This is a genomic window from Nocardia panacis, assembly GCF_003598715.1.
Classification (GTDB): Bacteria; Actinomycetota; Actinomycetes; order Mycobacteriales; family Mycobacteriaceae; genus Nocardia; species Nocardia panacis.
On record NZ_QZFU01000055.1, the window covers coordinates 262555 to 287611 of the forward strand.

At 67.8% G+C, this 25057-nt stretch carries 20 protein-coding genes; 8 read left to right on the plus strand and 12 right to left on the minus strand.

Annotation, left to right across the window (positions count from 1 at the left end):
* Positions 1–66: 66 nt before the first annotated feature.
* The 6 genes from D5S18_RS33655 to D5S18_RS33680 form a co-directional block, all read right to left on the minus strand.
* Positions 67–888, minus strand: coding sequence for a shikimate dehydrogenase (locus D5S18_RS33655; RefSeq protein ID WP_120045165.1), 822 nt, complete (start codon positions 886–888; stop codon positions 67–69).
* Complete coding sequence (mltG, locus tag D5S18_RS33660; protein ID WP_120045166.1) at positions 878–2464, minus strand: endolytic transglycosylase MltG; 1587 nt, start codon at positions 2462–2464, stop codon at positions 878–880. Before mltG ends, D5S18_RS33655 begins: the two co-directional genes overlap by 11 nt.
* Positions 2461–3006 carry a Holliday junction resolvase RuvX gene (gene ruvX / locus D5S18_RS33665; RefSeq protein ID WP_120045167.1) on the minus strand — a complete coding sequence of 182 codons (546 nt, stop codon included), beginning with the start codon at positions 3004–3006 and terminating at the stop codon, positions 2461–2463. The genes mltG and ruvX overlap by 4 nt, the downstream gene beginning before the upstream one ends.
* Positions 3006–5672, minus strand: a complete 2667-nt coding sequence (gene alaS / locus D5S18_RS33670) for an alanine--tRNA ligase (RefSeq protein ID WP_120045168.1) — start codon at positions 5670–5672, stop codon at positions 3006–3008. Before alaS ends, ruvX begins: the two co-directional genes overlap by 1 nt.
* Positions 5673–5727: 55 nt before the next feature.
* Positions 5728–7074: a replication-associated recombination protein A gene (locus tag D5S18_RS33675; protein WP_120045169.1), complete on the minus strand. Its 1347-nt coding sequence runs from the start codon at positions 7072–7074 to the stop codon at positions 5728–5730.
* A 111-nt stretch (positions 7075–7185) separates the two neighbouring features.
* Positions 7186–8355, minus strand: a complete 1170-nt coding sequence (locus D5S18_RS33680) for a phosphotransferase family protein (RefSeq protein WP_120045170.1) — start codon at positions 8353–8355, stop codon at positions 7186–7188.
* A 252-nt stretch (positions 8356–8607) separates the two neighbouring features.
* Here D5S18_RS33680 and D5S18_RS33685 point away from each other — a divergent pair, with 252 nt between their 5' ends.
* Positions 8608–9504 carry a DUF2189 domain-containing protein gene (locus D5S18_RS33685; protein WP_120045171.1) on the plus strand — a complete coding sequence of 299 codons (897 nt, stop codon included), beginning with the start codon at positions 8608–8610 and terminating at the stop codon, positions 9502–9504.
* Positions 9505–9598: 94 nt separating this feature from the next.
* On the opposite strand, the gene aspS is transcribed toward D5S18_RS33685, so the two are convergent.
* Positions 9599–11377, minus strand: coding sequence for an aspartate--tRNA ligase (aspS, locus tag D5S18_RS33690; protein ID WP_120045282.1), 1779 nt, complete (start codon positions 11375–11377; stop codon positions 9599–9601).
* Positions 11378–11539: 162 nt separating this feature from the next.
* Here aspS and ypfJ point away from each other — a divergent pair, with 162 nt between their 5' ends.
* Positions 11540–12445, plus strand: coding sequence for a KPN_02809 family neutral zinc metallopeptidase (gene ypfJ, locus D5S18_RS33695; RefSeq protein WP_120045172.1), 906 nt, complete (start codon positions 11540–11542; stop codon positions 12443–12445).
* A 70-nt stretch (positions 12446–12515) separates the two neighbouring features.
* Here ypfJ and D5S18_RS33700 read toward each other — a convergent pair whose 3' ends face one another.
* Both D5S18_RS33700 and D5S18_RS33705 read right to left on the minus strand, forming a co-directional pair.
* Positions 12516–14180: a hypothetical protein gene (locus tag D5S18_RS33700; protein ID WP_120045173.1), complete on the minus strand. Its 1665-nt coding sequence runs from the start codon at positions 14178–14180 to the stop codon at positions 12516–12518.
* Positions 14180–14512: a type VII secretion target gene (locus D5S18_RS33705; protein ID WP_120045283.1), complete on the minus strand. Its 333-nt coding sequence runs from the start codon at positions 14510–14512 to the stop codon at positions 14180–14182. The genes D5S18_RS33700 and D5S18_RS33705 overlap by 1 nt, the downstream gene beginning before the upstream one ends.
* Positions 14513–14772: 260 nt before the next feature.
* Between D5S18_RS33705 and D5S18_RS33710 the strand changes: the two genes are divergently transcribed.
* The 4 genes from D5S18_RS33710 to D5S18_RS33725 all read left to right on the plus strand — a co-directional run bounded on the left by D5S18_RS33710 (position 14773) and on the right by D5S18_RS33725 (position 19953).
* Positions 14773–15762 (plus strand): NAD-dependent epimerase/dehydratase family protein, encoded by a 990-nt coding sequence (locus D5S18_RS33710; protein WP_120045174.1) that lies wholly within the window; start codon positions 14773–14775, stop codon positions 15760–15762.
* 31 nt (positions 15763–15793) lie between these two features.
* Positions 15794–16822, plus strand: a complete 1029-nt coding sequence (locus D5S18_RS33715; RefSeq protein WP_120045175.1) for an Rv2578c family radical SAM protein — start codon at positions 15794–15796, stop codon at positions 16820–16822.
* A 123-nt stretch (positions 16823–16945) separates the two neighbouring features.
* Positions 16946–18874 (plus strand): 2-oxoacid:acceptor oxidoreductase subunit alpha, encoded by a 1929-nt coding sequence (locus D5S18_RS33720; RefSeq protein ID WP_120045176.1) that lies wholly within the window; start codon positions 16946–16948, stop codon positions 18872–18874.
* A complete protein-coding gene (locus D5S18_RS33725; RefSeq protein ID WP_120045177.1) occupies positions 18874–19953 on the plus strand; it encodes a 2-oxoacid:ferredoxin oxidoreductase subunit beta in 1080 nt (359 codons plus the stop codon). Before D5S18_RS33720 ends, D5S18_RS33725 begins: the two co-directional genes overlap by 1 nt.
* Positions 19954–19957: 4 nt before the next feature.
* On the opposite strand, the gene D5S18_RS33730 is transcribed toward D5S18_RS33725, so the two are convergent.
* From D5S18_RS33730 to hisS, 3 genes are all read right to left on the minus strand, one after another.
* Entirely contained in the window at positions 19958–20959 is a 1002-nt protein-coding gene (locus tag D5S18_RS33730; protein WP_120045178.1) for a malate dehydrogenase, read from the minus strand.
* A 111-nt stretch (positions 20960–21070) separates the two neighbouring features.
* A complete protein-coding gene (locus D5S18_RS33735; protein WP_120045284.1) occupies positions 21071–21718 on the minus strand; it encodes a hypothetical protein in 648 nt (215 codons plus the stop codon).
* Between the two features lie 141 nt (positions 21719–21859).
* Positions 21860–23128, minus strand: a complete 1269-nt coding sequence (gene hisS, locus D5S18_RS33740; protein ID WP_120045179.1) for a histidine--tRNA ligase — start codon at positions 23126–23128, stop codon at positions 21860–21862.
* Between the two features lie 136 nt (positions 23129–23264).
* Between hisS and D5S18_RS33745 the strand changes: the two genes are divergently transcribed.
* The gene (locus tag D5S18_RS33745) at positions 23265–24134 is read left to right on the plus strand and encodes a peptidylprolyl isomerase (RefSeq protein WP_120045180.1); all 870 of its coding nucleotides are present in this window, start codon (positions 23265–23267) and stop codon (positions 24132–24134) included.
* A 327-nt stretch (positions 24135–24461) separates the two neighbouring features.
* Positions 24462–25028, plus strand: a complete 567-nt coding sequence (locus D5S18_RS33750; protein WP_120045181.1) for a hypothetical protein — start codon at positions 24462–24464, stop codon at positions 25026–25028.
* The last annotated feature ends 29 nt before the right edge of the window (positions 25029–25057 follow it).

A 25057-nucleotide genomic window follows, 5' to 3' on the forward strand; every position in this document is an offset into this window, starting at 1 on the left:
ACCATAGCCCGGACCGCGGACAAGCTGAATGAGAACCTGTTCTAGATATTGCCGGGGGTGGGCGGTTCAGCTCGGGAAATCCAGTGCCGCGGCCATTTCCGCACGCGGGGCCTGCCGCCCAGTGAACTGTTCGACCTGGCCGTATGCCTGGTTGAGCAGCATCTGCAACCCGCTGACCACGATGTGGCCCGCAGCGGAGACCGCCGAGGCGAGGGGGGTGGGCCAGGGGTTGTAGATGGCGTCGAGGACGACCGGGGCGGTGGCGATCGCGGTCGCGAAGGGTGCGGCTGCCTCGGCGGGGATGGTGCTCACGACCGCGCCCGCGCCCGCGCACACCTCGGTGAGCGCGAAGGGGTCGAACCCGATCACGGATGCCGAAAGGTCCAGTCGCTCGGCGAGTTCCAGTGCACTGTGCGCGCGACCGGCGTCGCGGGCGACGACGGTCACCTCCTTGGCTCCGAGTTCGGCCAAGGCCAGCAGCGCGGGCCGAGCTGTCCCGCCCGCGCCGAGGACGACGGCCGAGGACAGTTCGGTGACTCCAGCCCCGCGCAGTGCGCCGACAACCCCGTCCACGTCGGTGCAGTCGGCCCGCCAGCCCTCGGAGAGACGCACCAATGTATTGGCCGACCCGACAAGTTCGGCGCGCTCGGTCCGCGCGGTGGCGTAGGCGAGTGCCGCCTCCTTGCCGGGCATCGTCACTGACAGCCCGACCCACTCGGGTCCAAGCCCGTCGACCAGTCCCGGCAGTTCCGCGGCGGAGCATTCGATGCGCTCATAGGTCCACGGCAGCCCAAGCGCCCGATACGCGGCCAAATGCAACTGTGGCGACCGCGAATGGGCGATCGGCTTGCCGAGGACCGCCGCCCGGCGGAGGGAATCATCTGTCACTGTTCAGGACTCCGTTCTTCTCCGCCACCTTCGTATTGATCCGATGTTCTTCATAGCTTTCGGTGAACAGGGTGGTGCCCTGGAAATCGATGGTCACGAAGTACAGCCAGGTGCCGACCTCGGGATTCTCCATGGCCTTCAGCGCGTTCGGAGAGGGTGAGGAGATGGGGGTGGCGGGAAGTCCTAGCATCATGTAGGTATTCCACGCGGTTTTCTTGAAGCGGTCGTTGGGGTCGGTGGCGATCTCGATGCGGTCGAGGGTGTAGTTGACCGTGGAATCGAATTCCAGTTTCTGGTCGACTTTCAGCCGGTTCACGATGACGCGGGCGACCCTCGCCATATCTCGCGGCAGTGCCTCCCGCTCCACGAGCGACGCACCGATGAGCATCTGATAGGGCGTCAATCCGGTCCGCGCGCCCGCTTGCAGCAGTCCGCTGTTCTCGTAGCTGCGGGTGCTGGCGGCGATGATCTGTTTGAGGATCTGGACCGGTGTGCCGCTCGGATCGAAATCCCAGGTGCCTGCCGCGATCAAACCCTCGAGCTGCCTACTGCGGGTCGGCACCTCCTGCACGGACTGCGTCGCCCAGTTCGGCACGCCGAGGCTCGCGAGGTCGGTGCTCGCGCCCGCCGCGTCGAGTTGCTCGTAGGTGACGCATTTGCGGTCGGCGGCCGCGCCGAAGCAGCTGGCGTCGGCGATCTTGCGGAGGATGCCGTCCGAACGCGCCCCGGTCTTCACATCCTGCTGGTCGTGCAGTTGGCGCCCCTCGGAGACGATGACATTCCCGACCCGCGACTCCTTGTCCACCAGCGCCGTCACCGCCTTCGCGCCCTGACTGTGGCTCGGGATGGCGTAGTAGCCGGGTTGCAGCGCGCTCATATTCGAATTGCGCAGCGCCGCTTCGTAGAAGGCGCCGCTGCTGGCGACGACGCCCTTGGCGACCATGGATTCGGCGATCTGCGCCGCCGTATCGCCCGGCTGCACCTGGACCACCACGAGTGGACCGGTGGGGCCGGCGAAGTCGTCGGGCGAATTGAACCGCTTCATGAGTTTGAACGCGGCGAAAGCGGCCGCGCCCGCGAACAGCACCACGAATACGCCGCCGATGATCCACAGATTGCGCCGCCGCCGTTTGCGCTCGGCGGCCTTGCGCGAGGCGATCCTGGACCGCTTGGCGCGCGGCTGGGTGCGTTTGCCGTCGCCCCGCGCGGACTCCCGGCGTCCGACGCGGCGCGGCGCGGGCCGCTCCGGCTCGGCGGGCTCGTATTCGTCCTCGACGTGATCGGCTTGCGCGTAACGGGATTCGCGCGCGTAGCCCGGCGGGGGCGGGTAGTCCTGATCATCGGTGTAGCGCGGGATGACGGTGGTGTCGTCGTCGTAGCCGCCCCGATGTTCGGCATGCCGTCCACCGTGCGACGCCTGGTTGTCGCGTTCGTCGGGTTCCCACGCCTGATTCGCGGGCGGCTCGCCTTCCCATGCCTGGTCGTCCCGCTCCCAGGCGTCATCGTCGCGGCGGTAGCGCCGCTCGGCTTCGCGCTGTCGGAAACGTTCCTCGGCCCGCGCCCATCGATCCGTCATGCATCGTCCCCGGACACTGGACGCGCCTCTCCGATCGACCTCAACACCGCACTCCGTTCGTCCAACCATCCTTGCAGGATCGATACGGCCGCCGCCTGATCGATCACCTGCCGCTGCCCACGCGCGCGAACTCCGCTGTCCCGCAATGCGCGTGCAGCAGTCACCGTAGTCAAACGTTCGTCGGAAAGTCGGATCGGCACCGGGGACACCGCTACCCGCAACTCATCGGCGAATGCCATGGCCAACCCGGCCGCGACACCCTTTTCCCCACGCAATGTCCGAGGCAGGCCGACGACAACCTCGACCGCCTCGTATTCCCGCACAATTTCGGCAATTCGGGCGATATCGGCGGGAATCCCGCCGTTTCGCCCGCGCTGCTTGACCCGAGGCACCGTCTCCACGGGTGTGGCGAGGATGCCATCGGGATCGCTCGAAGCGACCCCGATGCGCACACTGCCCACATCGACACCGATTCGCCTGCCCCGGCCCGGATCGGTGTCGGGGTCGGGGCGGTCGGCCGGTGTACTCGCCGGGTCGCCCATCACCCGGCCAGTTCGGCCACCCGTGCGCGGACCGCGGTCAGACCCGCCGCGATCCCGGACGGGTCCGCCCCCGCGCCCTGCGCCATCTCGGGTTTGCCGCCGCCGCGTCCGGCGATGCTCGGTCCGAAACTGGCGACGAGTTCGCCCGCCTTATACCCCAATTCCTGCGCGCCCTTGTTCACCGCGACGACGAACGGCACCTTGCCATCGGCATTGCCGAGCAGCACGACCACGGCGGGCTGGGAGCCGAAGCGGCCGCGAATATCGGTGGCCAGGGTTCGCAGGTCGCCCGCAGCGGCGCCTTCGGGCGCGGCGGCGGCCACCAGCAGCACCGCGCCGACGCGTTCGGCCCGATCCACGAAGGATCCGGCCGAGGACAGCACCGCGGCGATCTTGGTGCGCTCCAGTTCCCGCTCGGCCACCTTGAGCCGCTCCACGAGTTGTTCGACCCGCGCGGGCACCTCTTCCGAGGGCACCTTCAGCGAGGCGGCCACACCGGCGAGCAGCGCCCGCTCCTTGGCGAGGAACCTGTAGGAGTCCAGGCCGACGAACGCCTCCACGCGCCGCTTACCCGATCCGATGGCCGATTCGCCGAGCAGGGTGATCGGCCCGATCTGCGCGGAATTGCGCACATGGGTGCCGCCGCACAGCTCCATCGAGAAGGGGCCGCCGATCTCCACCACCCGGACCTCGTCGCCGTAGTTCTCGCCGAACAGGGCCATAGCACCCATCTGCTTGGCCTTGTCCAGATCGGTGACGAAGGTGTTGACCGGGAAGTCCGCACCTACCGCGTCGTTGGAGACGGCCTCGATATCGGCCTTCTGCTGCTCGGTGAGCTGACCCTGCCAGTTGAAGTCGAAACGCAGGTAGCCCGGCTTGTTCAACGAACCGGCCTGCACCGCATTGGGTCCGAGCACCTGACGCAGCGCGGCATGCACCATATGCGTGCCCGAATGCCCCTGTGTGGCGCCGCGCCGCCACTGCGGATCCACCTGCGCCAGCACAACATCGCCCTCGGTGATCTGGCCCTGCTCCACGGTGGCCCGGTGCACCCAGAGCTTCTTGGCGATCTTCTGCACGTCGTTGACGCGCAGTCTGAGCCCCGCGGCGGTGAGGGTGCCGCGATCGGCGATTTGGCCGCCCGATTCGGCGTAGAGGGGGCTGCGGTCGAGGATCACCTCGACGTCCTGACCGGTGAGCGCGGTGGGCACCCGCACACCGTCGGCGATCAGGGCCAGCACATGCGCCTCGGAAGTGAGTTCGTCGAATCCGGTGAACTCCGTCTCGCCGCGGTCGACCCACTCCTTGTAGATCGACAGGTCGGCGTGGCCGTGCTTGCGGGCCTGCGCATCCTCCTTGGCGGTTTTGCGCTGCTCGGCCATGAGCGCGCGGAAACCGGCCTCGTCCACGGAAAGTCCGGCCTCGGCGGCCATTTCGAGGGTGAGTTCGAGGGGGAAGCCGTAGGTGTCGTGCAGTTTGAAGGCGTCCGAACCGGCGATGGTCTTGCCGCCCTTGATCTGCACCTCCTCGACCGTCTCGGCGAACAGGCGCGAACCCGTGTTCAGGGTCTTGAGGAAGGTGGCCTCCTCGGCGACCGCGACGCTCTCGATGCGGGCGAAATCGGTGCCCAGCTCCGAATACGACGGCGACATGAGCTCGCTGACGACCTTCATGAACTCGCCGAGGACCGGGCGGTTCGCGCCGAGCAGCCGGGCCGAGCGCACGATGCGACGCAGCAGGCGGCGCAGCACATAGCCGCGACCGTCATTGCCGGGATTGACGCCGTCGGCGATGAGCATGGCCGAGGAGCGGGCATGATCGGCGATGACGCGGAAGCGGCGGTCGTCCTCGTGCTCGATACCGTAGGAGCGGCCGGTCAGTTCCTCGGCCTTGTCGATGATCGGGCGCAGCAGGTCGGTCTCGTAGACATTGTCGACGCCCTGCAGCAGTAGCGCGATACGCTCGACGCCCATACCGGTGTCGATATTCTTCTTCGGCAGCGAACCGACCGGCGGGAAGCCCAGTTTGGGGCTTTTCTCACCGCGCACGTCCTGCATGAAGACGAGGTTCCAGATCTCGAGGTAGCGGTCCTCATCGGCGACCGGGCCGCCGTCCCTGCCGTATTCGGGACCGCGGTCGTAGTAGATCTCCGAGCAGGGACCGCCGGGACCGGGCACACCCATATCCCAGTAGTTGTCCTTGCCGTCGCGGAATTGGATGCGCTCCTTGGGGATTCCCGCGACCCGATGCCAGATCTCGGCGGCCTCGGGATCGGATTCGTAGGCGGTGACCCAGATGCGCTCCGGATCGAGTCCGTAGCCGCCCTCCTGCTGCGACTTGCTGATCAACTCCCAGGCGAGGGTGATCGCCCCCTCCTTGAAGTAGTCACCGAAGGAGAAGTTGCCCGCCATCTGGAAGAAGGTGTTGTGTCGCGTGGTGATGCCGACCTCGTCGATATCGCCGGTCCGGACGCACTTCTGCACACTCGTGGCGCGTGCGTAGGGCGCCGCCTCCTGGCCCAAGAAGTACGGCTTGAACTGAACCATGCCCGCATTGACGAAAAGCAGGGTCGGGTCGGCCAGGATCAGCGAGGCGCTGGGCACCTCGGTGTGACCGGCACGGACGAAATGGTCCAGGAAACGCCGTCGGATCTCGTGGGTCTGCACAACTGTCCAGCCTACCGGTGCCGCACAGCGGATTTTCTCCGCCCTGCCGTGTTCCTCAACTGCCGCGTACTATGCGGCGCAGCTTGGTGACGCGGGGGCCGACCTCGCGTTCGTAGCCGTGATCGGTGGGGTGGTAGTAGTCCGCGCCGACCAGTTCGTCCGGCGGATACTGCTGGGTCAATACACCATCCGGATGGTTGTGCGGGTATTTGTAGCCTTGGGCGTTGCCAAGGCGGGCCGCGCCCGCATAGTGGCCGTCGCGCAGGTGTGGCGGCACCGCGCCCGCCTTGCCGCCACCGATGTCGGAGAGCGCCGTGCCGATCGCCGCGGCGACCGCGCCGGATTTGGGGGCGGTGGCGAGGTGAATGGTGGCGTGCGCCAGCGCGAGTTGCGCCTCGGGCAGACCCACCAGTTGCACCACCTGCGCCGCGGCGACCGCGGTCTGCAATGCCGTCGGGTCGGCCATGCCGACATCCTCGCTGGCCTGGATCATCAGGCGGCGCGCGATGAACCGGGGATCCTCGCCCGCGCTGATCATCCTGGCCAGGTAGTGCAGGGCCGCGTCCACATCGGAGCCGCGAAGCGATTTGATGAAGGCGCTGATCACGTCGTAGTGCTGATCGCCGGAGCGGTCGTAGCGGACGGCGGCCCGGTCCACGCTCGCCTCGACCAGGGCCACGTCGACGATGCCGTCGAGGGAGGATTCGACCGAGGCTTCCAGCGCGGTCAGCGCCCGTCGCGCGTCACCGCCCGCGATGCGCACCACATGGTCCAGGGCCGCGTCCGTCACCTCGTAGGCGCCGTCGAAGCCGCGCCGATCGGTCAGCGCTCTGGTCAGCACCTCCCGCACATCCGCATCCGTCAGCGAACGCAGTTGCAGCACAAGTGATCTCGACAGCAGCGGGGATACCACCGAGAAGGACGGATTCTCCGTGGTCGCCCCGACCAGCAGCACCACCCGATTCTCCACCGCGGCCAGCAGCGCGTCCTGCTGCGTCTTGGAGAACCGATGCACCTCATCGATGAACAGCACCGTCTGCTCACCCGAGGTCAGCCGCCGCCGCGCCACATCGATGACGGCCCGCACCTCCTTCACCCCCGCCGACAGCGCCGACAACGCCTCGAACCGCCGCCCCGTCGCCTGCGAGATCAACGAGGCCAACGTGGTCTTCCCCGTCCCCGGCGGCCCGAACAACAGCACCGAAGCCGCCCCCGACCCCTCGATCAGCCGCCGCAACGGCGACCCGACCCCCAAAAGATGCCCCTGCCCCACGACCTCGTCGAGCGACGCGGGCCGCATCCGCACCGCCAACGGCACGAACGCCCCGGCCCCTCGAAACTCCACCGCCGCCCGCTCCCCCGCAGCCTCCCGCCCGGCCACCTCGAACAACCCATCGCTCATTCCCCGACCGTATCTTTTGACCCCGACACCCCCACCACCGCGCGTCCTCTCGATCGAATGCGTCGCGACGACCACGTGACCCGTCGGGAAGCCGGGCCGTTGGGAGCAGGACTACTCCGACCAGCGTTCTTCCAGCATGGCCGACACGTCCTCGGCGAAATCGCCGATGATGTCGTCGCCGGTGCAGCGGGCGTCCTCGGCGAGGGCGGCCCACCGGTTGATGAGGGCGTCGGAGCGGGGAACGGACAGGCCGTGCTCGCGGGCGGCGGCGATACGGGTGTGGTCGGCAGGCAAGAACCAGTAGGTGGTGAGCCAGACCCAGATGAGGCGGGCCTCCAGGATGCGCTCGGCCAGGACCTCGTCATCGGCCAGGGCGGGCCAGACGCCGACGACTTCGGAACGCCATGCCTCCACCATTTGGTGGGCGCGCTCTCTGGACAGTTCGAAATCGCACAGGCAGCCGGGGAAGGAGACCAGGGCGTAGGCGATATCCAGTGTGGCGTCGCGGAATCCGCCCCACTCGTAGTCGAGGAAGCGGGCGCCCTCATCGTTGAGGAGCACATTGTCGGGGCACAGATCCGACGGGCTGAAGGCACGCAACCGGCCCGCCGAGAACAACCTGTTGCCGCGCACGATGCGTTCGGCGATCTCACCGGGCACCTCGATGCCCAGTTCGCGGCGCAGCAGATGCGGCACCTCGGCGATGGCCGACTCCGCCTGCTGGGCGATACCGTCCACCCGGTGCACCACATCGACGCGGCGCAGCAGTGCGACGAAATCCGCCTCGCGCCCGACGGTGGCGGCGTGCATCCGACCCAGACCCTGCGCGAACGCCATGAGCGCATTGCGCACGGCGGGTGCGGACCCGGAGCGCAGCACGGCGGAGAGCTTGGTGTTCTCGCCGAGATCGCTGAGCACCAGCAGCCGATCCGGCAGGCTGTGCGCGATGAGATAGGCGCCGGGACGCTGCTCACGACTGAGCGCGGTGGTGAACTGATAGGACACGGCCTCGCGCAGGAACGCGGAATCGATGCTGACGACGCCGGGCGCCAGACCACCGGTGCGGCGGTCGGCGGCGGAGCCGCGAACCTGCTTGAGGATCAGGGTGCGCGGTAGCGAGAAAGCGTTCTCCGCGACGCGGACACGCAGGACAGTTGTCCTACCACTTCCGCTGAGTTCGGTCGGATCGCTCAGCTTTACCGGAGCACCCATTCGCTTTGTGAGCAACTGTTGCGCTGCGGACACGACTTCGGTGGCGCGTTCGGCCAATAGTGCGGTCATCGCCCTTCAAGCTACTCGCTCCGGGTCACTTCTAGCGAGCGGTTGCACAACCTTTCCGCGTCGCTCGGCGTGTCTGGGGTCCCGTTGCGGATCGCCCGCTGATTCGCTTGACACCATGGTCGCTCGTACAGTTGTGTCAGCGTGAACGACCGTGCGCCACACAGGAAATGAGCCGATCGAGAATTCGGCGCCGAAAGCTCCAGGACCGAACAGAATTCCGGCACGAACCGGCCGCGTCGAAAGGTTTTGGCAATGACCGAACCGTCCGCCTCCCCACCGCGCGAACCGGGTGGTGACGCGCCCGGCGGCGCATCGAGCGCACCCGGCTACCAGGCGGGCGCACCGGCGACGCCGATGCCCGAACAAGGTCACCAAGGAGTTGCGGCGCAGCCGGGCTACCCGCAGTACGGAGCCGCACAGCCGCCGATGTCCGCGCCTGCCGGCCCCTCCTACGGCCCGACCGGCACGATTCCGCCCGCCGAACCGATACCGCCGCAGCCGGTCCCACCCCTCGGGTATCCGTGGGGCGGACCCACCACCCTCGACGTCGGCAATGCCCTGGGCTACGGCTGGGAGAAGTTCCGCGCCAATCCCGCGCCCTGGGTCGGGACCACCGCGCTCGGATTCGTCATCTACCTGCTGTATGTACTCGTCGTCCAGATCACCGATGTGCATTCGATGCTGCCGCTGCTGCTGATCTTCCTGGCCGTGACGGTGGCCATCTGGCTGCTACAGGCGGTGATGGTGCGCGGCGCGCTCTACGAGACCGACGGCGCGCAACCGGCTTTCGGCGGATTCTTCCGATTCGTCAACGCGGGCAACGTACTGCTGACCGCGCTGCTGGCCATGATCGCCACCGCGATCGGCATCGGATTCTTCGTCCTGCCCGGCCTGATCCTCGGCTTCCTGTTCATGTTCTCGCTGCACTTCGTCATCGACCAGGAGCAGGGGCCGTTCGCGGCGCTCAAATCCAGTGCGGTGCTTGTCCTCAACAATCTCGGGCAGACACTGCTGCTGGCCATCGCGGTGGTGGTGATCACCTTCGTCGGCACACTGTTCTGCGGGCTCGGCCTGCTCATCGCCGGACCGATGTGCGTCATCGCGGTCACCTACGCCTACCGCGTACTCTCCGGCGGCGGGGTGGCGTGAGAGTCACCACCGCATAGGATAATTCGACGCCGGAATAGCGAAAGTCCGTGCCTGCCGAACACATTCGGCAGGCACGGACTCCCGGTATCGGAAACTACTCGGCGGCCTTCTTCGCCTCCGGCTTGGCGTCCAAGCCTGCTTCCTTGCGCTGCTGCGCGGTGATCGGCGCGGGCGCGTCGGTCAGCGGATCGACACCACCACCCGTCTTCGGGAAGGCGATGACCTCGCGAATCGAATCCAGGCCTGCCAGCAGCGCGGTGATCCGGTCCCAGCCGAAAGCGATACCGCCGTGCGGCGGCGCGCCGAAAGCAAAGGCGTCCAGCAGGAAACCGAACTTGTCCTGCGCCTCGTCGTGACTGATCCCCATCACCTTGAACACCCGCTCCTGCACATCCCTGCGATGGATGCGGATGGAGCCGCCGCCGATCTCATTGCCATTGCAGACAATGTCGTAGGCGTAGGCCAGGGCCGAATCGGGATCGGTGTCGAAAGTGTCCAGCGACTCCGGCTTCGGCGAGGTGAACGCGTGATGCACCGCCGTCCACGCCGAATGACCAAGGGCCACATCGCCGCTCGCGGTGGCCTCGGCCGCCGGTTCGAACAGCGGCGCGTCCACGATCCAGACGAACGCCCAGGCGTTCTCGTCGATGAGGCCGCATTTGCGGGCGATCTCACCGCGCGCCGCGCCGAGCAGCGCCCGACTCGACTTCACCGCGCCCGCGGCGAAGAACACGCAGTCGCCCGGCACCGCGCCGACCTGCTTGGCCAGACCCTCGCGCTCGGCCTCGGTGAGATTCTTGGCGACCGGGCCGCCGAGCGTGCCATCCTCATTGACCAGCACATAGGCCAAACCCTTCGCACCGCGCTGCTTGGCCCACTCCTGCCAGGCATCGAGCTGACGGCGCGGCTGACTCGCACCACCCGGCATCACCACCGCACCCACATACGGCGCCTGGAACACCCGGAACGGGGTGTCCTTGAAATAGTCGGTGAGTTCGGTGATCTCGACACCGAAACGCAGATCCGGCTTGTCGGAGCCGAAGCGGCGCATCGCCTCGGCGTAGGTCATATGCGGGATCGGGGTGGTGATCTCGTGGCCGATCAGCTTCCACAGCCCGACCAGGATCTCCTCCGCCAGCAGGATCACATCCTCCTGGCGCACGAAGCTCATCTCGATATCGAGCTGGGTGAACTCGGGCTGGCGGTCGGCGCGGAAATCCTCGTCGCGGTAGCAGCGCGCGATCTGGTAGTAGCGCTCGATCCCGCCGACCATCAGCAACTGCTTGAACAACTGTGGGCTCTGCGGCAGCGCGTAAAAGCTGCCGGGCTGCAAGCGCGCCGGAACCAGGAAGTCGCGCGCGCCCTCGGGGGTGGAACGCGTCAACGTCGGGGTCTCGACCTCCACGAATTCGTGGCGGGCCAGCACCTCGCGCGCCGCCGCGTTGACCTTCGAGCGCAGGCGGATGGCGTGGGCCGGACCCTCGCGACGCAAATCCAGGTAGCGGTACTTGAGGCGGGCCTCCTCACCGGGCTGCTCGTCGAGTTGGAACGGCAGCGGGGCGCTCTCATTGAGCACCTCCAGTTCGGTGACGTTCACCTCGATCCGCCCCGTCGGCAGCTCCGGATTCTCATTGCCCGAGGGCCGCTGCTCGACCACGCCGGTGACCCGCACACAGAACTCCGCACGCAACCGGTGCGCCTGCTCGGCGGGCAGACCCTCCCGGAACACCGCCTGCGCGATACCGGACGCGTCGCGCAGATCGATGAAGATCACCCCACCGTGGTCCCGCCGCCGGGCCACCCAGCCGGTGAGGGTGACGGTCTGACCGGCGTGCTCGCTTCGCAGCGAACCAGCCAAGTGGGTGCGCAGCACGGGATTCCTTTCGACGAATGTGGCACCGGAATTCCCACCCGGCGCGGTAGCCATCGTAGTGAGACACATTCCGGGACCGGAAACCGATATCGGCGCGCACATGCCAAGCTGTATGGGTTCGGGGTCGCCGAAGCGCCCTTTCGGTTCACAGAGAGGTTCCTGATGACCTTCAACGAGGGCATGCAGATCGACCAGGACGCGGTCAGGTCCGGCGGTCCCGGCCTCGGTGGCAAGCTTGCCATCGGTGGCGGCGCGGGCGGGTTGATCCTCTTGGTCATCGGTCTACTGTTCGGCATCAATCCGGGTTCACCATCGCAACAGGCGGCGGTCCCGGCAGGCCCGGCCGCGGGCACACCCGCACATTGCAAGACCGGCGCGGACGCCAACAAGTACGTCGACTGTCGAGTCGCGTTGACCGCGCAGAGCCTCAATGCGATCTGGGCCTCCGAACTGCCCAAGCAGACGAACAAGAAATACGCCAAGCCCACGGTGCAGTTGTTCTCCGGCGCGACGAACACCGCCTGCGGCCAGGCATCCAGCGCGGTGGGTCCGTTCTACTGCCCGGCCGACCGCGTCGCCTACTTCGATACCAGCTTCTTCCAGGAACTTGTCGACCGATTCGGCTCCAGCGGCGGCCCGCTGGCCCAGGAGTACGTGGTGGCGCACGAGATCGGCCACCACATCCAGAACCTGCTCGGCGATATCGGCAAGGCGCAGCGCGATCCGCGCGGTCCGGAATCGGGTGCGGTGCGCACCGAGTTGCAGGCCGACTGCTACGCGGGCATCTGGGCCTACCACGCCGATAAACAGCCTGCCCCCGGCGCCAACCAGCCGTTCCTGAAACCCCTGTCCGACAAGGATGTTCGCGACGCCCTCTCCGCCGCCTCCGCCGTCGGCGACGACCGCATCCAGAAGGCGGCCACCGGCAGGGTGAACCCCGAAGCCTGGACCCACGGCTCCTCCGAAGAACGCCAGAAATGGTTCCTCACCGGCTACAAGACCGGCAAAGTCGCCGCCTGCGACACCTACTCCGCCCAGGACCTGAAGAACCCGCCCGCCCTGCGCTGAGCGAACCCGAGTCGAAAATGCCGCTGCCCCGCTGGAATGGCGGGGCAGCGGTGTATTCGGTGGTGGTTGGTTAGAACTGGTCCTGTTCGTAGTCGGAGACCATTTCGTCCGGGTGGGTCGCGCCGATGACGTCCGGGGTGGATTCGCCGAGCGGGCCGGTGAGATCGTCGTTGCCGGTGCGGCTCTGGTAGGGCTGCACGGTGCGGGAGTGCTCGTCCTCGCTGTTGCGTTGAGCGCCCGCGGCGGCGGGTGCGCCACCCATGAAGGAATTGCCGCCGCCCGCGGCGCCGCCGGCGCCTGGACGGCCGCCGAGCACCGGCTCGCCGGGCAGACCCGCGCCGCCGCGCAGGCCGGGCGCCATCGCGGCCCCCGGTATCGCCGTGACCTTCGGACTCGAGGACGAACCGAGACCGGTGCCGCCACCGCCGGGGCCGCCGCCGGAGCGGCCGGGACTGAATCCGGGCACGGCGCCGGGCGCGCCCGAGGACGACCCGTGATGCGCACCCGATGTTCCGCCGCCGGTGAGCCCGGCGGGCGTGGTGGCGGTCGACGGGATGGATCCGCCCGTGTCGCCGAGTCCTGCCGCCTTGGTGGCGGTATCGCCCGCCGATTGCGCGAGGTCCTTGGCCTGGTTCAGGATCGGCTCGCCGACGTTCTTGGCGACCGCCGCGGCCACCTCCTGCGGTGCGGGCAGCCCGCTCTGGGCGACCATCTGCTGTACGAGACCGCCCAATTGTGCGGTGTGCCCGCCCAATTCGCCTCGGGTGGCGTTGACGATACCGACGGCCTGGCCGAGATGTTCGGTGGCGGTGGCGATGAGCGAGGCCTGCGCGGGCGGGGTGAGGATGACCGGCGCGAGGGCGGTGGCCTGGGTGGCGAAGGAGGTGGCGACGCCGACGAGTTGGGCATTGCCCTTCTGCACGACGGCGGCGGCCTTCTCGGTGAGGTCGGCCATATCGGTGCCGCGCTTGCTGGTCTCCTGGCCGTCGTTGTTGGCGCGCTGGCTCGCGGCCTGGGCGTTGTGCGCGGCCTGGCTCTGCCAGAGCTCGTCGACGGTGGACATGCTGCCCTTGCCGACCTGCATGGCGACATCGATGACCTTGGAGGCCTCGCTCAACAGGGTGGCCGGGTTGAACATGCCCATGATGCCGGTGCCGAAGCTGCCGAGCAGGTCCAGGATCGGTTTGAACAGCTGGTCGATTCCGGGCAGCGCGGGCAACTGCAAACCTTGCAGCAGCGCCGCCACCGGGTCGGCGGGCATGGTGGCGCCGGGGACGGAAGCGGCGGACTGCACCGCGGGCGCCGCGGCCGCCGGTGTGGCCGAGGCGCCGACGTGCGCGCCGAGCGCGCCGCCGACCTGACCGGCCGCCTGCTGCGCCACGCCGACGATGGGTTGCGCCGCGTATTGGAGCGCGTTGTTCGCGTGTTCGGCCGCCTGGGTCAGCTCGTGGTGCACGCCGGACAGGATGTCCTGCGCGTCGGGCTGTTGGCCGCCGCCGAGGCCGGGCAGACCGCCGGGCAGGTGCGCCGCGGCCTGCTCCTCGGAGACCTTGCGGGACAGCACGAATGCGGGCGGCTCGATGGGTGGCAGGTCGGCGGGCAATTGTGGGAGCGCCACATCCTGGATGGCCTGCGGCGCGGCCTGCTGCATTTCCAGCACGGTCGCGGCGGCCTGGTGCGCGGTGCCGGGATCGGCGCCCGGTGCGATGAGGCCGGAGGGTTCCGCGTGTCGCATTACGCACCTCCGGGCAGTTGGGCGTTGAGGCCGGTCATATTGCCGGAATTGATCATGTCGGTGATGTCGTAGGCATTGGCCGAACTGAACGCCGATTCCGACAGCTTGGCGTATCTGCCCGCGAGGTCGTTCATATCCTTTGCCTGCAACACCTGCGCCGCCGCGAACATGGCCAAGTAGTCGGCCCCGATCAGGCCGAATACCGGTGTGAGCGTGGTGACGTTCTTCACCACGTCGATATTGGCCACGCCGGCGATATCGCCCGCTATGCCCGCATTCGAGGCCGCGAAGGCCCGAACGGCCTCGGTCTCGACGGAAAGACGATCACCCATGTGCACTACCCCCCACTCTTTCTGAACATAGTTGTCCACCAACTCGAAAGTCGTTGTGCCGTGCGCCCACTCGCGGTACCCGCGGAGGATCCCCGCCCTCGAATAGCACGCGCCGCTACGGTTGGAGTGAATATAGCCCACGCTCGCGCCATCTTTCGAGCCATCGCGCCATCCGAGTCGATCACACCGGCGGCCGCGCCGAGCCGCACCGAAAAGGAGAGCAGGTTGCAAACTAGAACAAGTTCTATATTCTCGGTTCCATGAAGGTCGCAGTGACCGGCGCCGCCGGGTACCTTGGCACGAATCTGCTCCCCCGGCTCGTCGCACGCGGGCACGAGGTCGTCGCGATCGATCGGCTGGCCCCGACCGGATCGGATCCGTCGCTCACCTGGGTGAGCGGCGATGTACTGGATCCGGCGTCGATGCGCACGGCACTCGACGGCGCGGAGATCGTCTACCACCTGGTCGCGGTCATCACCCTGGCCGAGAAGAACGACCTGGCCTGGCGGGTCAATACCGAGGGCGTGCGGGTGGTCGCCGAGGCGGCCCTGGAGGTGGGCGCGCGCCGGATGGTGCACGCCAGTTCCATTCACGCCTTCGACCAGTACTGCTGCGGCGGCTCCATCGACGAATCCGCGGCCCGCTCCACCGATCCCGGACTTCCCGTCTACGACCGGTCCAAATGGGCGGGCGAGGTGGAGTTGCGCAAGGTGATCGAGCGGGGACTCGACGCGGTGCTGTGCAACCCCACCGGCGTCTTCGGCCCGCTCGACTACGGCAAACCGCTCTCACGCATCAATCGCACCCTCGCCGACGCCGCGCGCGGGCGGGTGCCCGCCATGATCGGCGGCGGTTTCGATCTGGTCGATGTGCGCGATGTGGCCGACGGCCTGATCCTGGCAGGCGAGCGCGGTCGCACCGGAGAGAACTACCTGCTCGGCGGCGCGATGATCGCCATGCTCGACCTGTGTCGGATCGCCGCCGCTCAGGGCGGCAAGCGCGGCCCGAAGTTCGCCATCTCCCCCAAACTGGTCTCCGGCCTGATCCCGGTCCTCGAACCGATCGGCAAGTTGTTCGGCACCGATATCGTCTCGAAAGCGGCACTGGGCGCACTGGTCTCCGCGCCGCTGGTCGATCACGGGAAGGCGGAACGAGAACTCGACTACCACCCCCGCGACATCGAGGAGACAGTGCGCGACCTGGTCGCCTTCTTCGCCGATCCGCAGCGCCCGCAGGTCGGGGCGGCTTGACACCGAATCGAACACATGTTCGACTTGGTGGGTGCGCTGGCAGAACCAAACCCTGGACGCCGATGACGGCGCGCTGCCCGGTCTGGAGCGCGCGGGTTTCGTCCGCACCGTGCGCACCCCCGACTTCGAGGGCATCACATTCCACGAGGTGCTGTGCAAGAGCGCGCTGAATCGGATGCCGGAGGGTTCCGGGTTGCCGTTCAAGTGGACGGTCAACCCGATCCGCGGCTGTTCGCACGCCTGCCGCTACTGCTTCGCGCGCCCCACGCACGAATATCTGGATCTGGACGCGGGCCGCGATTTCGATTCCCAACTCGTGGTGAAGACCAATATCGCCGCCGTGCTGCGCCGCGAGTTGCGCGGGCGCTCGTGGCGGCGCGAACCGGTGGCGCTGGGTACCAATACCGACCCGTATCAGCGGGCCGAGGGTCGATACCGGTTGATGCCGGGCATCATCGGCGCGCTCACCGAATCCGGTACGCCGTTCTCGATTCTCACCAAGGGCACACTGCTGCGCCGGGATCTCCCGCTGCTGATTCGTTCGGCGCGGCAGGTCCGGGTGAGTGTCGCGGTATCGCTTGCCATGCTCGACCCGCAGTTGCAGGCCGAGGTGGAGCCCGGTACGCCCACCCCGCGCGCCCGGCTGGAGTTGATCGCCGCGCTGGCCGATGCCGGATTCGCCGTGCAGATCCTGGTGGCCCCGGTGCTTCCGCACCTCACCGACGGTCGCGCGCAATTGGACGAACTGTTCGCCGCGCTCGCGGCGGCGGGCGCGCGCTCGGCCGTGGCGTTCCCACTGCATCTGCGCGGTGCGACTCGCGGTTGGTACCTCGATTGGTTGGCCCGCGCCCACCCCACGCTGCCATCGGCTTATCGCAGGCTCTATCGGGGCGCGTACGTCATCCCGGAATATGCCGACTGGCTGCGCGAACGGGTCGCGCCACTGCTAGAAAGGCATGGCCTGGAACGGGTATCGCGCGCGGGCGATCCGGAAGATTCGCAGGGCGACGATCCCCGAATTCCGCTTGCCGCGCAATCCCAACTGGCGTTGTTTCCCTGAAGGCGCGCCTGCGCTGCTATGGAGCCGTGCGCGGCGAGAGCTTCGGTGCGCCTTCTTTCGCGGGCGCACAGGAGTAGTTTGGCCACTGGCACCTCTCAATAGACGAGGAAGTGAAGCAGGCATATGGTTTCGCACCAAAATGATGTCGGCACAGCGAAATTGGAAAAGGTCGTCATTCGGTTCGCCGGGGACTCCGGTGACGGAATGCAACTCACCGGCGACCGCTTCACCCACGAGGCCGCCGCCTTCGGCAACGATCTGGCCACCCAACCGAACTTCCCCGCCGAGATCCGCGCGCCGCAGGGCACGCTGCCCGGCGTGTCCTCGTTCCAAATCCAGATCGCCGACTACGACATCCTGACCGCGGGCGATCAGCCCGATGTGCTGGTGGCGATGAATCCGGCCGCGCTCAAGGCGAATCTGGAGGAGTTGCCACGCGGAGCCATCCTCATCGTCAATACCGACGAGTTCACCAAGCGCAATCTGGCCAAGGTCGGCTACGGGAGCGATCCGCTCGCCGACGACACGCTCACCGATTTCGCGGTGCACCGGGTGCCGATGACGTCACTGACGCTGGCCGCCACCGAATCCACCGGCGTCGGCAAGAAGGACGGTCAGCGCGCGAAGAATATGTTCGCCCTGGGCCTGCTGTCGTGGATGTACGGCCGCCCGATCGGCGGCACCGAGCGCTTCCTGCGGGAGAAGTTCGCGGCGAAACCCGAGATCGCGCAGGCGAATATCCTCGCGTTCCGGGCAGGCTGGAACTACGGGGAGACCACGGAGAGCTTCGCGACCACCTACCGCATCGATCCGGCCGCGCTCCCACCGGGCACCTACCGGCAGATCACGGGCAATACCGCGCTGGCCTACGGTCTGGTCACGGCGGGCCAATTGTCGGGTCTGCCGGTGTTTCTCGGCACCTATCCGATCACCCCGGCCTCGGATATCCTGCACGAACTCAGCAAGCACAAGAATTTCGGCGTGACGACCTTCCAAGCCGAGGACGAGATCGCCGGAATCGGTGCGGCCCTCGGCGCTTCGCTCGGCGGCGCGCTCGGCGTCACCAGCACCTCCGGTCCCGGTCTCGCGCTCAAGAGCGAGACCATCGGACTCGCGGTCATGACGGAGGTGCCGCTGGTCGTCGTCGATGTGCAGCGCGGCGGCCCGTCCACCGGTCTACCCACCAAGACCGAACAGGCCGACCTGCTCCAGGCGCTGTACGGCCGCAATGGCGAATCCCCCGTCGCGGTGCTGGCCCCGCGTTCCCCCGCCGACTGTTTCGCCACCGCCGTCGAGGCGGCCCGCATCGCGCTCACCTATCGCACCCCGGTCCTGCTGCTGTCCGATGGCGCGATCGCGAATGGTTCCGAGCCGTGGTCGATTCCGGAAATCGCGCGGCTCGAGCCGATCGATCCGGGCTTCGAACCCGATGCGACAGAAGCGGATTCGTTCCAGCCCTACGCGCGCGATCCGGAGACGCTGGCCCGCCCGCTGGCGGTGCCGGGGACGAAGGGGCGCGCGCACCGCATCGGCGGCCTGGAGAAGGCCGACGGCAGCGGCGATATCTCCTACGATCCGGCCAATCACGAACTGATGGTGCGGTTGCGCCAGGCCAAGATCGACGGTATCGCGGTGCCCGAGCTGGAGGTCGACGATCCCGACGGTTCGGCCGAATTGCTGCTGATCGGTTGGGGCAGTTCCTTCGGTCCGATCGGCGAGGCATGTCGGCGGGCGCGGCGTCGTGGCGTCGCGGTGGCGCAGGCCCATCTGCGCCATCTGAATCCCTTGCCGCACAACCTCGGTGCGGTGCTGCGCCGATACCGCACGGTGGTGGCCCCCGAGATGAACAACGGCCAGTTGGCGCTGCTGCTGCGCGGCAAGTACCTGGTGGATGTGCGACCCTGGACGAAGATCGCGGGTACCGCGTTCTCGGCACAGGAACTCGTCGGGGTCATCGACGCCGCGCTCGACGGCTCGATCGCGGAGATGGAACAGGACAAGTCCTTCGCGGCCCGCGCCAGGGCCACCTATCGCATCGCAGGGGGCAACTGATGACGATCACCGAAACCTCGCTCGTCGGCGCGGATCTCGGACTCACCGGCCTGTCGGGCGTGCCCGCGGCGGATGGACCGCAGAAGGTCAAGGATTTCACCTCCGATCAGGAGGTGCGCTGGTGCCCCGGCTGTGGCGACTATGTCATCCTGGCCACGGTGCGCGGTTTCCTGGCCGATCTCGGATTGCGCAGGGAGAACCTGATGTTCGTGTCCGGGATCGGCTGTTCGAGCCGTTTCCCGTACTACCTCGAGGCTTACGGCATCCACTCCATCCACGGCCGCGCGCCCGCCATCGCCACCGGGTTGGCGATCACCCGACCGGATCTGTCGGTCTGGGTGGTGACCGGCGACGGCGACGCGCTGTCCATCGGCGGCAATCACCTGATCCACGCGCTGCGCCGCAACGTGAACCTCACGATCCTGCTGTTCAACAATCGAATCTACGGCCTGACCAAGGGCCAGTACTCGCCCACCTCCGAGACGGGCAAGATCACCAAATCCACGCCGATGGGTTCGGTGGATCATCCGTTCAATACGCTCTCGGTCGCGCTCGGGGCCGAGGCCACTTTCGCCGCGCGGGCGTTGGACTCCGATCGCGCCGGACTCACCGAGGTGCTGCGGGCCGCCGCCCAGCATCGCGGCACCGCGTTCGTCGAGATCCTGCAGGACTGCCCGATCTTCAATGACGGTTCGTTCGACGCGCTGCGGCGCGAGAGCGCGGCCGACCATCTCGTCCCGCTGCGCCACGGCGAGCCCATCGTCTTCGGGGCGCAGGGCGAATATGCGGTCGTGCGAAGCGGTTTCGGGCTGGCGGTCACGCCGACGGCCGAGGTGGCGCGGGCGGAGATCGTGGTGCACGACGCGTATTCGGACGATCCGGAGTACGCCTACGCGCTGTCGCGGCTGTCCGATCAGGGGCTCGACCATGTGGTCACCGGTATATTCCGCAGCGTGTCCCGCCCCACCTACGACGACGGTGTGCGCGCCCAAGCGCGATCGGCGCGGGAACGCACACCGGTGGGGCCGGATTCCTTGCAGCGCTTGCTGACCGGGTCCGAGACCTGGACCGTCGGCTGAGGATTCAGTCGCGTTTGGCGAATCCCAGATCGATGACGGCGTCGCGCTCCTGCACCAACTCCGCGACGCTGGCATCGATCCTGGCGCGGGCGTTGTCGTCCGGGTCCAGTCCGGGCACGATGGTGTACTCGCCGTTCGCGCAGGTGACCGGGAACGAACTGATCAGCCCCTCGGGCACGCCGTAGGAGCCGTCCGAGGGCACCGCCATGGAGACCCAGTCGCCCTGCGGGGTGCCCAGCGCCCAATCGCGGATGTGGTCGATGGCGGCGCTGGCCGCGCTCGCCGCCGAGGACGCGCCGCGCGCCTGGATGATGGCGGTGCCGCGCTGCTGCACGGTCGGCACGAAATCCTCGGTGACCCAGGACGACTCGACCAGTTCCACGGCGGGCTTCCCGGCGACGGCGGCGTGCGCGAGATCCGGGTACTGGGTGGCGGAATGGTTGCCCCACACCGTCATTCGCGAGATATCCGCGGCGGGCGCGCCGACCTTCTTGGCCAGCTGGGCGATGGCGCGATTGTGATCGAGGCGGGTCATCGCGGTGAAGCGCGCCGCAGGCACATCCGGCGCATTGGTCATGGCGATGAAGGCATTGGTATTGGCCGGATTTCCGACCACCAGCACCTTCACATCGTCGGCGGCGACCGCGTTGATGGCCGCGCCCTGTTCGGTGAAGATGGGGCCGTTGGCGGCCAGCAGATCCGAGCGCTCCATTCCGGAGGTGCGCGGGCGCGCGCCGACCAGCAGCGCGATATTCGCCCCGGAGAAGCCGAGCCACGGATCGTCGCTGATATCCACCGATTCGAGCAGCGGGAAGGCCCCGTCCTCCAGTTCCATTGCCACGCCCTCCAGCGCGGCCACCGCCGCCGGGATCTCCAGCAGCCGCAGGCGCACCGGCGTGTCCGGACCGAGCAGCGCGCCGGAGGCGATCCGGAACAGCAGACCGTAGGCGATCTGGCCTGCGCCGCCGGTGACGGCGACGGTGACGGGCACGGGACGGGCGGTCACGGCTGACTCCTCTATCGCGGGGGATGCTCGTCGACCACCCTAGCCATCCGCACGCCCCGCGATCCGGCTTGGTGAGCTACCCGACAGTGCCGCACCGGCATTCGGTGACCATCAGGACAGTTCGGCGACCTCGCGGTCGGTCAGGACGATCGGTGAGACGTAATCCTTGTTCCTGGCCATCTGGACGGCCCGATAGAGCGGCCGCTGCTCCAACCCGGCATCGCGGGCTTCGGCCCGCAGCTGGGCCACCAGCATGGCCGAAACGGCCGCTGCCGCCGCCAGTTCGCCACTCACCAGCGCGTCGGCCAGGCGGCGCAGCCCGAGCAGGTGCAGTTCCCGCCCGCTGCCCGCATCGGTGTACATGGCCAGCGGGACGATCCGGGTATCGGGACCCGCCGTCACCCGCAGCACGATACGGCTCAATCGGCCGGGGAACACCAGGATCTCGACGCCGGTGGCCGCACTCAGTTCGAGCAGCCGCTCGCGCAGCGCGGTCCGCGCGTGCAAGGTGGTTCCCACCAACCACATTCGTCGCCGCCGCAGCGCGAACGCGTAGAGCACCGTCGGCGCGCCGACGACGACGCCCACCGCGACGGCCACCGGCCAGGACAGCACCGCGGTGGCCAGCAGTCCGGCCCCGACGCCGATACCCGCCGAGGCCAGTGCGAGCCTGCGCAGCATGGGCGCGTACGTCTCGGGTGCGACCAGATCCAACCCGACCGGCGAAACGGGTTGCTGCTGATCGGAATTCGATTCCACCGGCTCCGCCTCTCCGCGTTCGCGCCAGGTCACGGTACCGCGCCGGGCCGAGCCCCCCGCATGGTTTGCCGACCTGGTTCCGAGAACGTTATGCGGCACGGGAAACGGATGCGTTTCCCGTGCCGCCCTGCAGATTTCGACTCAGGCCAGCTCCGCCGCGACCAAGCGCACCGCGTCGTCGAGCGGGATCTGGCGCTGATCACCGGTGGCCATATCCTTCAGACCGATGGTGTTCTCCGCCAAGTCCCGGTCGCCCAGGACCAGGGTGTAGCGCGCGCCGGACCGGTCGGCCGCTTTCATGGCGCCCTTGACCCCGCGCCCGCCGTAGGCCAGATCCACCCGGATGCCCGCGCGCCGCAGTTGCGCGCCGAGCAGCACCATGCGCTGTTTGGCCGCATCGCCCAGCGGCACCCCGAACACCTCGCAGCGCGCTTCGGAGCCCGCCGACTTGCCCTCGGCCCGCAGGGCCAGCATGGTGCGGTCCACGCCGAGGCCGAAGCCGATCCCGGACAGCGGCTGCCCGCCCAGTTCGGCCATCAGCCCGTCGTAGCGGCCACCGCCGCCGATCCCGGATTGCGCGCCGAGCCCGTCGTGCACGAATTCGAAGGTGGTCTTGGTGTAGTAGTCCAGGCCGCGCACCATGCGCGGGTTCACCACGTACGGGATGCCGAGCGCGTCCAGATGGCCCAGAACCTGCTCGAAGTGCGTCTTGGCCGATTCGGACAGGTGGTCGATCATCAGGGGCGCGTCGGCGGTGAGCTCGCGCACCTCGGGCCGCTTGTCGTCGAGCACGCGCAGCGGGTTGATCTCGGCGCGCCGTTTGGTCTGTTCGTCGAGCGGGAGTTTGAACAGGTACTCCTGCAACAGCTCCCGATACTGCGGGCGGCAGGTCTCGTCGCCGAGGGAGGTCAGCTCCAAACGGAATCCCGTCAGGCCCAGACCGCGGAAACCCTGATCGGCGATGGAGATCACCTCGGCGTCCAAGGCCGGATCGTCCACGCCGATGGCCTCCACGCCGACCTGCTGCAACTGCCGGTACCGGCCCGCCTGCGGCCGCTCGTAGCGGAAGAACGGACCCGCGTAGTACACCTTGACAGGCAGTTGGCCCCGGTCGAGACCGTGTTCGATGACCGCGCGCATCACCCCGGCCGTCCCCTCGGGACGCAGCGTGACGCTGCGGTCGCCCCGGTCCGGGAAGGTGTACATCTCCTTGGTGACCACATCGGTCGACTCGCCGACGCCGCGGGCGAACAGCGCGGTGTCCTCGAAGACCGGCAGCTCCATCAACCCGTACCCGGCCACATGGGCGGCATGGATGAGTCCGGCGCGCACGGCGGCGAACTCCGCCGAGGCAGGCGGCACGTAGTCGGGAATTCCCTTCGGAGCGGTAAAGCTGCTGGTCTTCGTCACGGTTGTCCAGTTTTCCAAATGAGCGCACGCCACGTCCAACCGGTATCCCGGAACGCGTCGCGGGAACTGCCGGGTGGTCTCAGGAATAGATGGCACACTGTCATGCCGAATGTCACCACACGGGAGGAACCTGGTAGTGCCGAGCAACGAACAGCGACGGGCGACGGCCAAACGCAAGCTGGAGCGCCAGCTGGCGAATCGGGCGCAGCGGGCGCGCAGGCGTAAGCAACTCACCGTCGCGGGATCCATCCTGGGTGTCATCGTGGTGGCGGCGGCCGGCGTCGGCATCTACTACCTGACCCGCGGCGAGGGCAAGGACACGCGATCCGATACGGTCGCGGGCTCCTCGGCTCCGGTCGCACCCGCGCCGTCCGCGCGGGCCAAGCCCGCCATGGTCACCTGCTCCTACGCCGACAGCGCCAAACCGGCCGACAAGCAGGTCAGCAAACCCACCCGCACCGAGGTGCCGACCACCGGCGACAAGGCGCAGACAGTGAGCCTGAGCGTCGACACGAGTCAGGGCTCGCTCGGCCTCACCTTGAACAATGCCGAATCTCCCTGCACCGTCAATAGTTTCGTGAGTCTGGTGAGCCAGGGCTACTTCGACAACAGCCCCTGCCACCGGATGACGGCCATCGACGGGCTGAAGGTGTTGCAGTGCGGGGATCCGACGGGCAGCGGAACGGGCGGTCCCGGTTACCAATTCGCCGACGAGTACCCGGCCGACCAGTACGCGCCGGGTGATCCGGCGGCCCAGGAGAAGATCAGCTACAAGCGCGGCACCATCGCCATGGCCAATGCCGGTCCCGGCACCAATGGCAGCCAGTTCTTCCTCGTCTACCAGGATTCCCAATTGCCGCCGCTGTACACGATCTTCGGCAAGGTGGACGATTCCAGCATGGCCACCCTGGACAAGATCGCCAAGATCGGCGAGGACAACTCGAACGGCCCCGGCGACGGCAAGCCGAAACAGCCGGTCACCATCCAGTCGGTGCGGGTGGACTGATCGTTTCGGGATCGGACCCGCGCGGTCGGGTCCGATCCGAGGCGATGCCCACACGGACCAGGTCGGTCCGGAACCGCACCGCGACATTCGACCCCTGGCCGGAAATGCGCGATATATGCTGATAAGCGGCACGTCCGTACGGATGTGCCGCACAGAGGTCTCGGAGCTTTGTCGGGTAATCTCGAACCAATAGGGTGTCCAGCTCGGCAGGCGGGGCATCGCCTGCGAACAACCGACACCGCCCTGCGGACAACCCGTTCGCGCGGCGAGTCCGCGACGCAAGCACCACATAATCCATAGTGATCACCGCAGCATCGGGGAGCAGCCATGTCCGGAGAGCTGGACGACATCGGTCGGGAAACCGCGGCCATGATGAAGACAATGTTGCAACTGGCGACGCTGGTCGCACTGCGCACCCGCGAACGTGGTCAAAAGGAAGCCGAAGCGCGCATCAAGGTCACCGAGGCCCGGCTCAAAGAGGCCAGGGAGATGCAGGTCCGCGAGGCCCGCGATATCAAGGCCAAGGATCCGCGCAATGCCGAACTGGCCCGCATGATGGAAAAGCCCTTGCCCCCCAAGGGCGTATCGCTCGAGAAGGATCATTTCTCCGCCGTGCCGGGGCAGCAGTCCAGCGGTATGGCCGCCACCGCCGTCGCCACGGCCGCCGCGGCGAAACCCATGCTGCGCTACGACTCTCCCGAACGCCGCATGGCCATCGCCGCCCATCTCGCCAAGATCGGTGTCGCCCCCGAGTTGGCGGCCGTGCGCATGCTCATCGAAGTCGGCCAGGCCCAACCACCGAACGCGGCGGTGCGCGAGCGGCCCGACGAGGCCCCCAGCGTCCAGCGCGCCCGCGAGATGGAGTCGCGCGGTATGGAGCGCACCCGCAATTAGTGGACGCCCGCGCTACCGCGGGCGTCTCG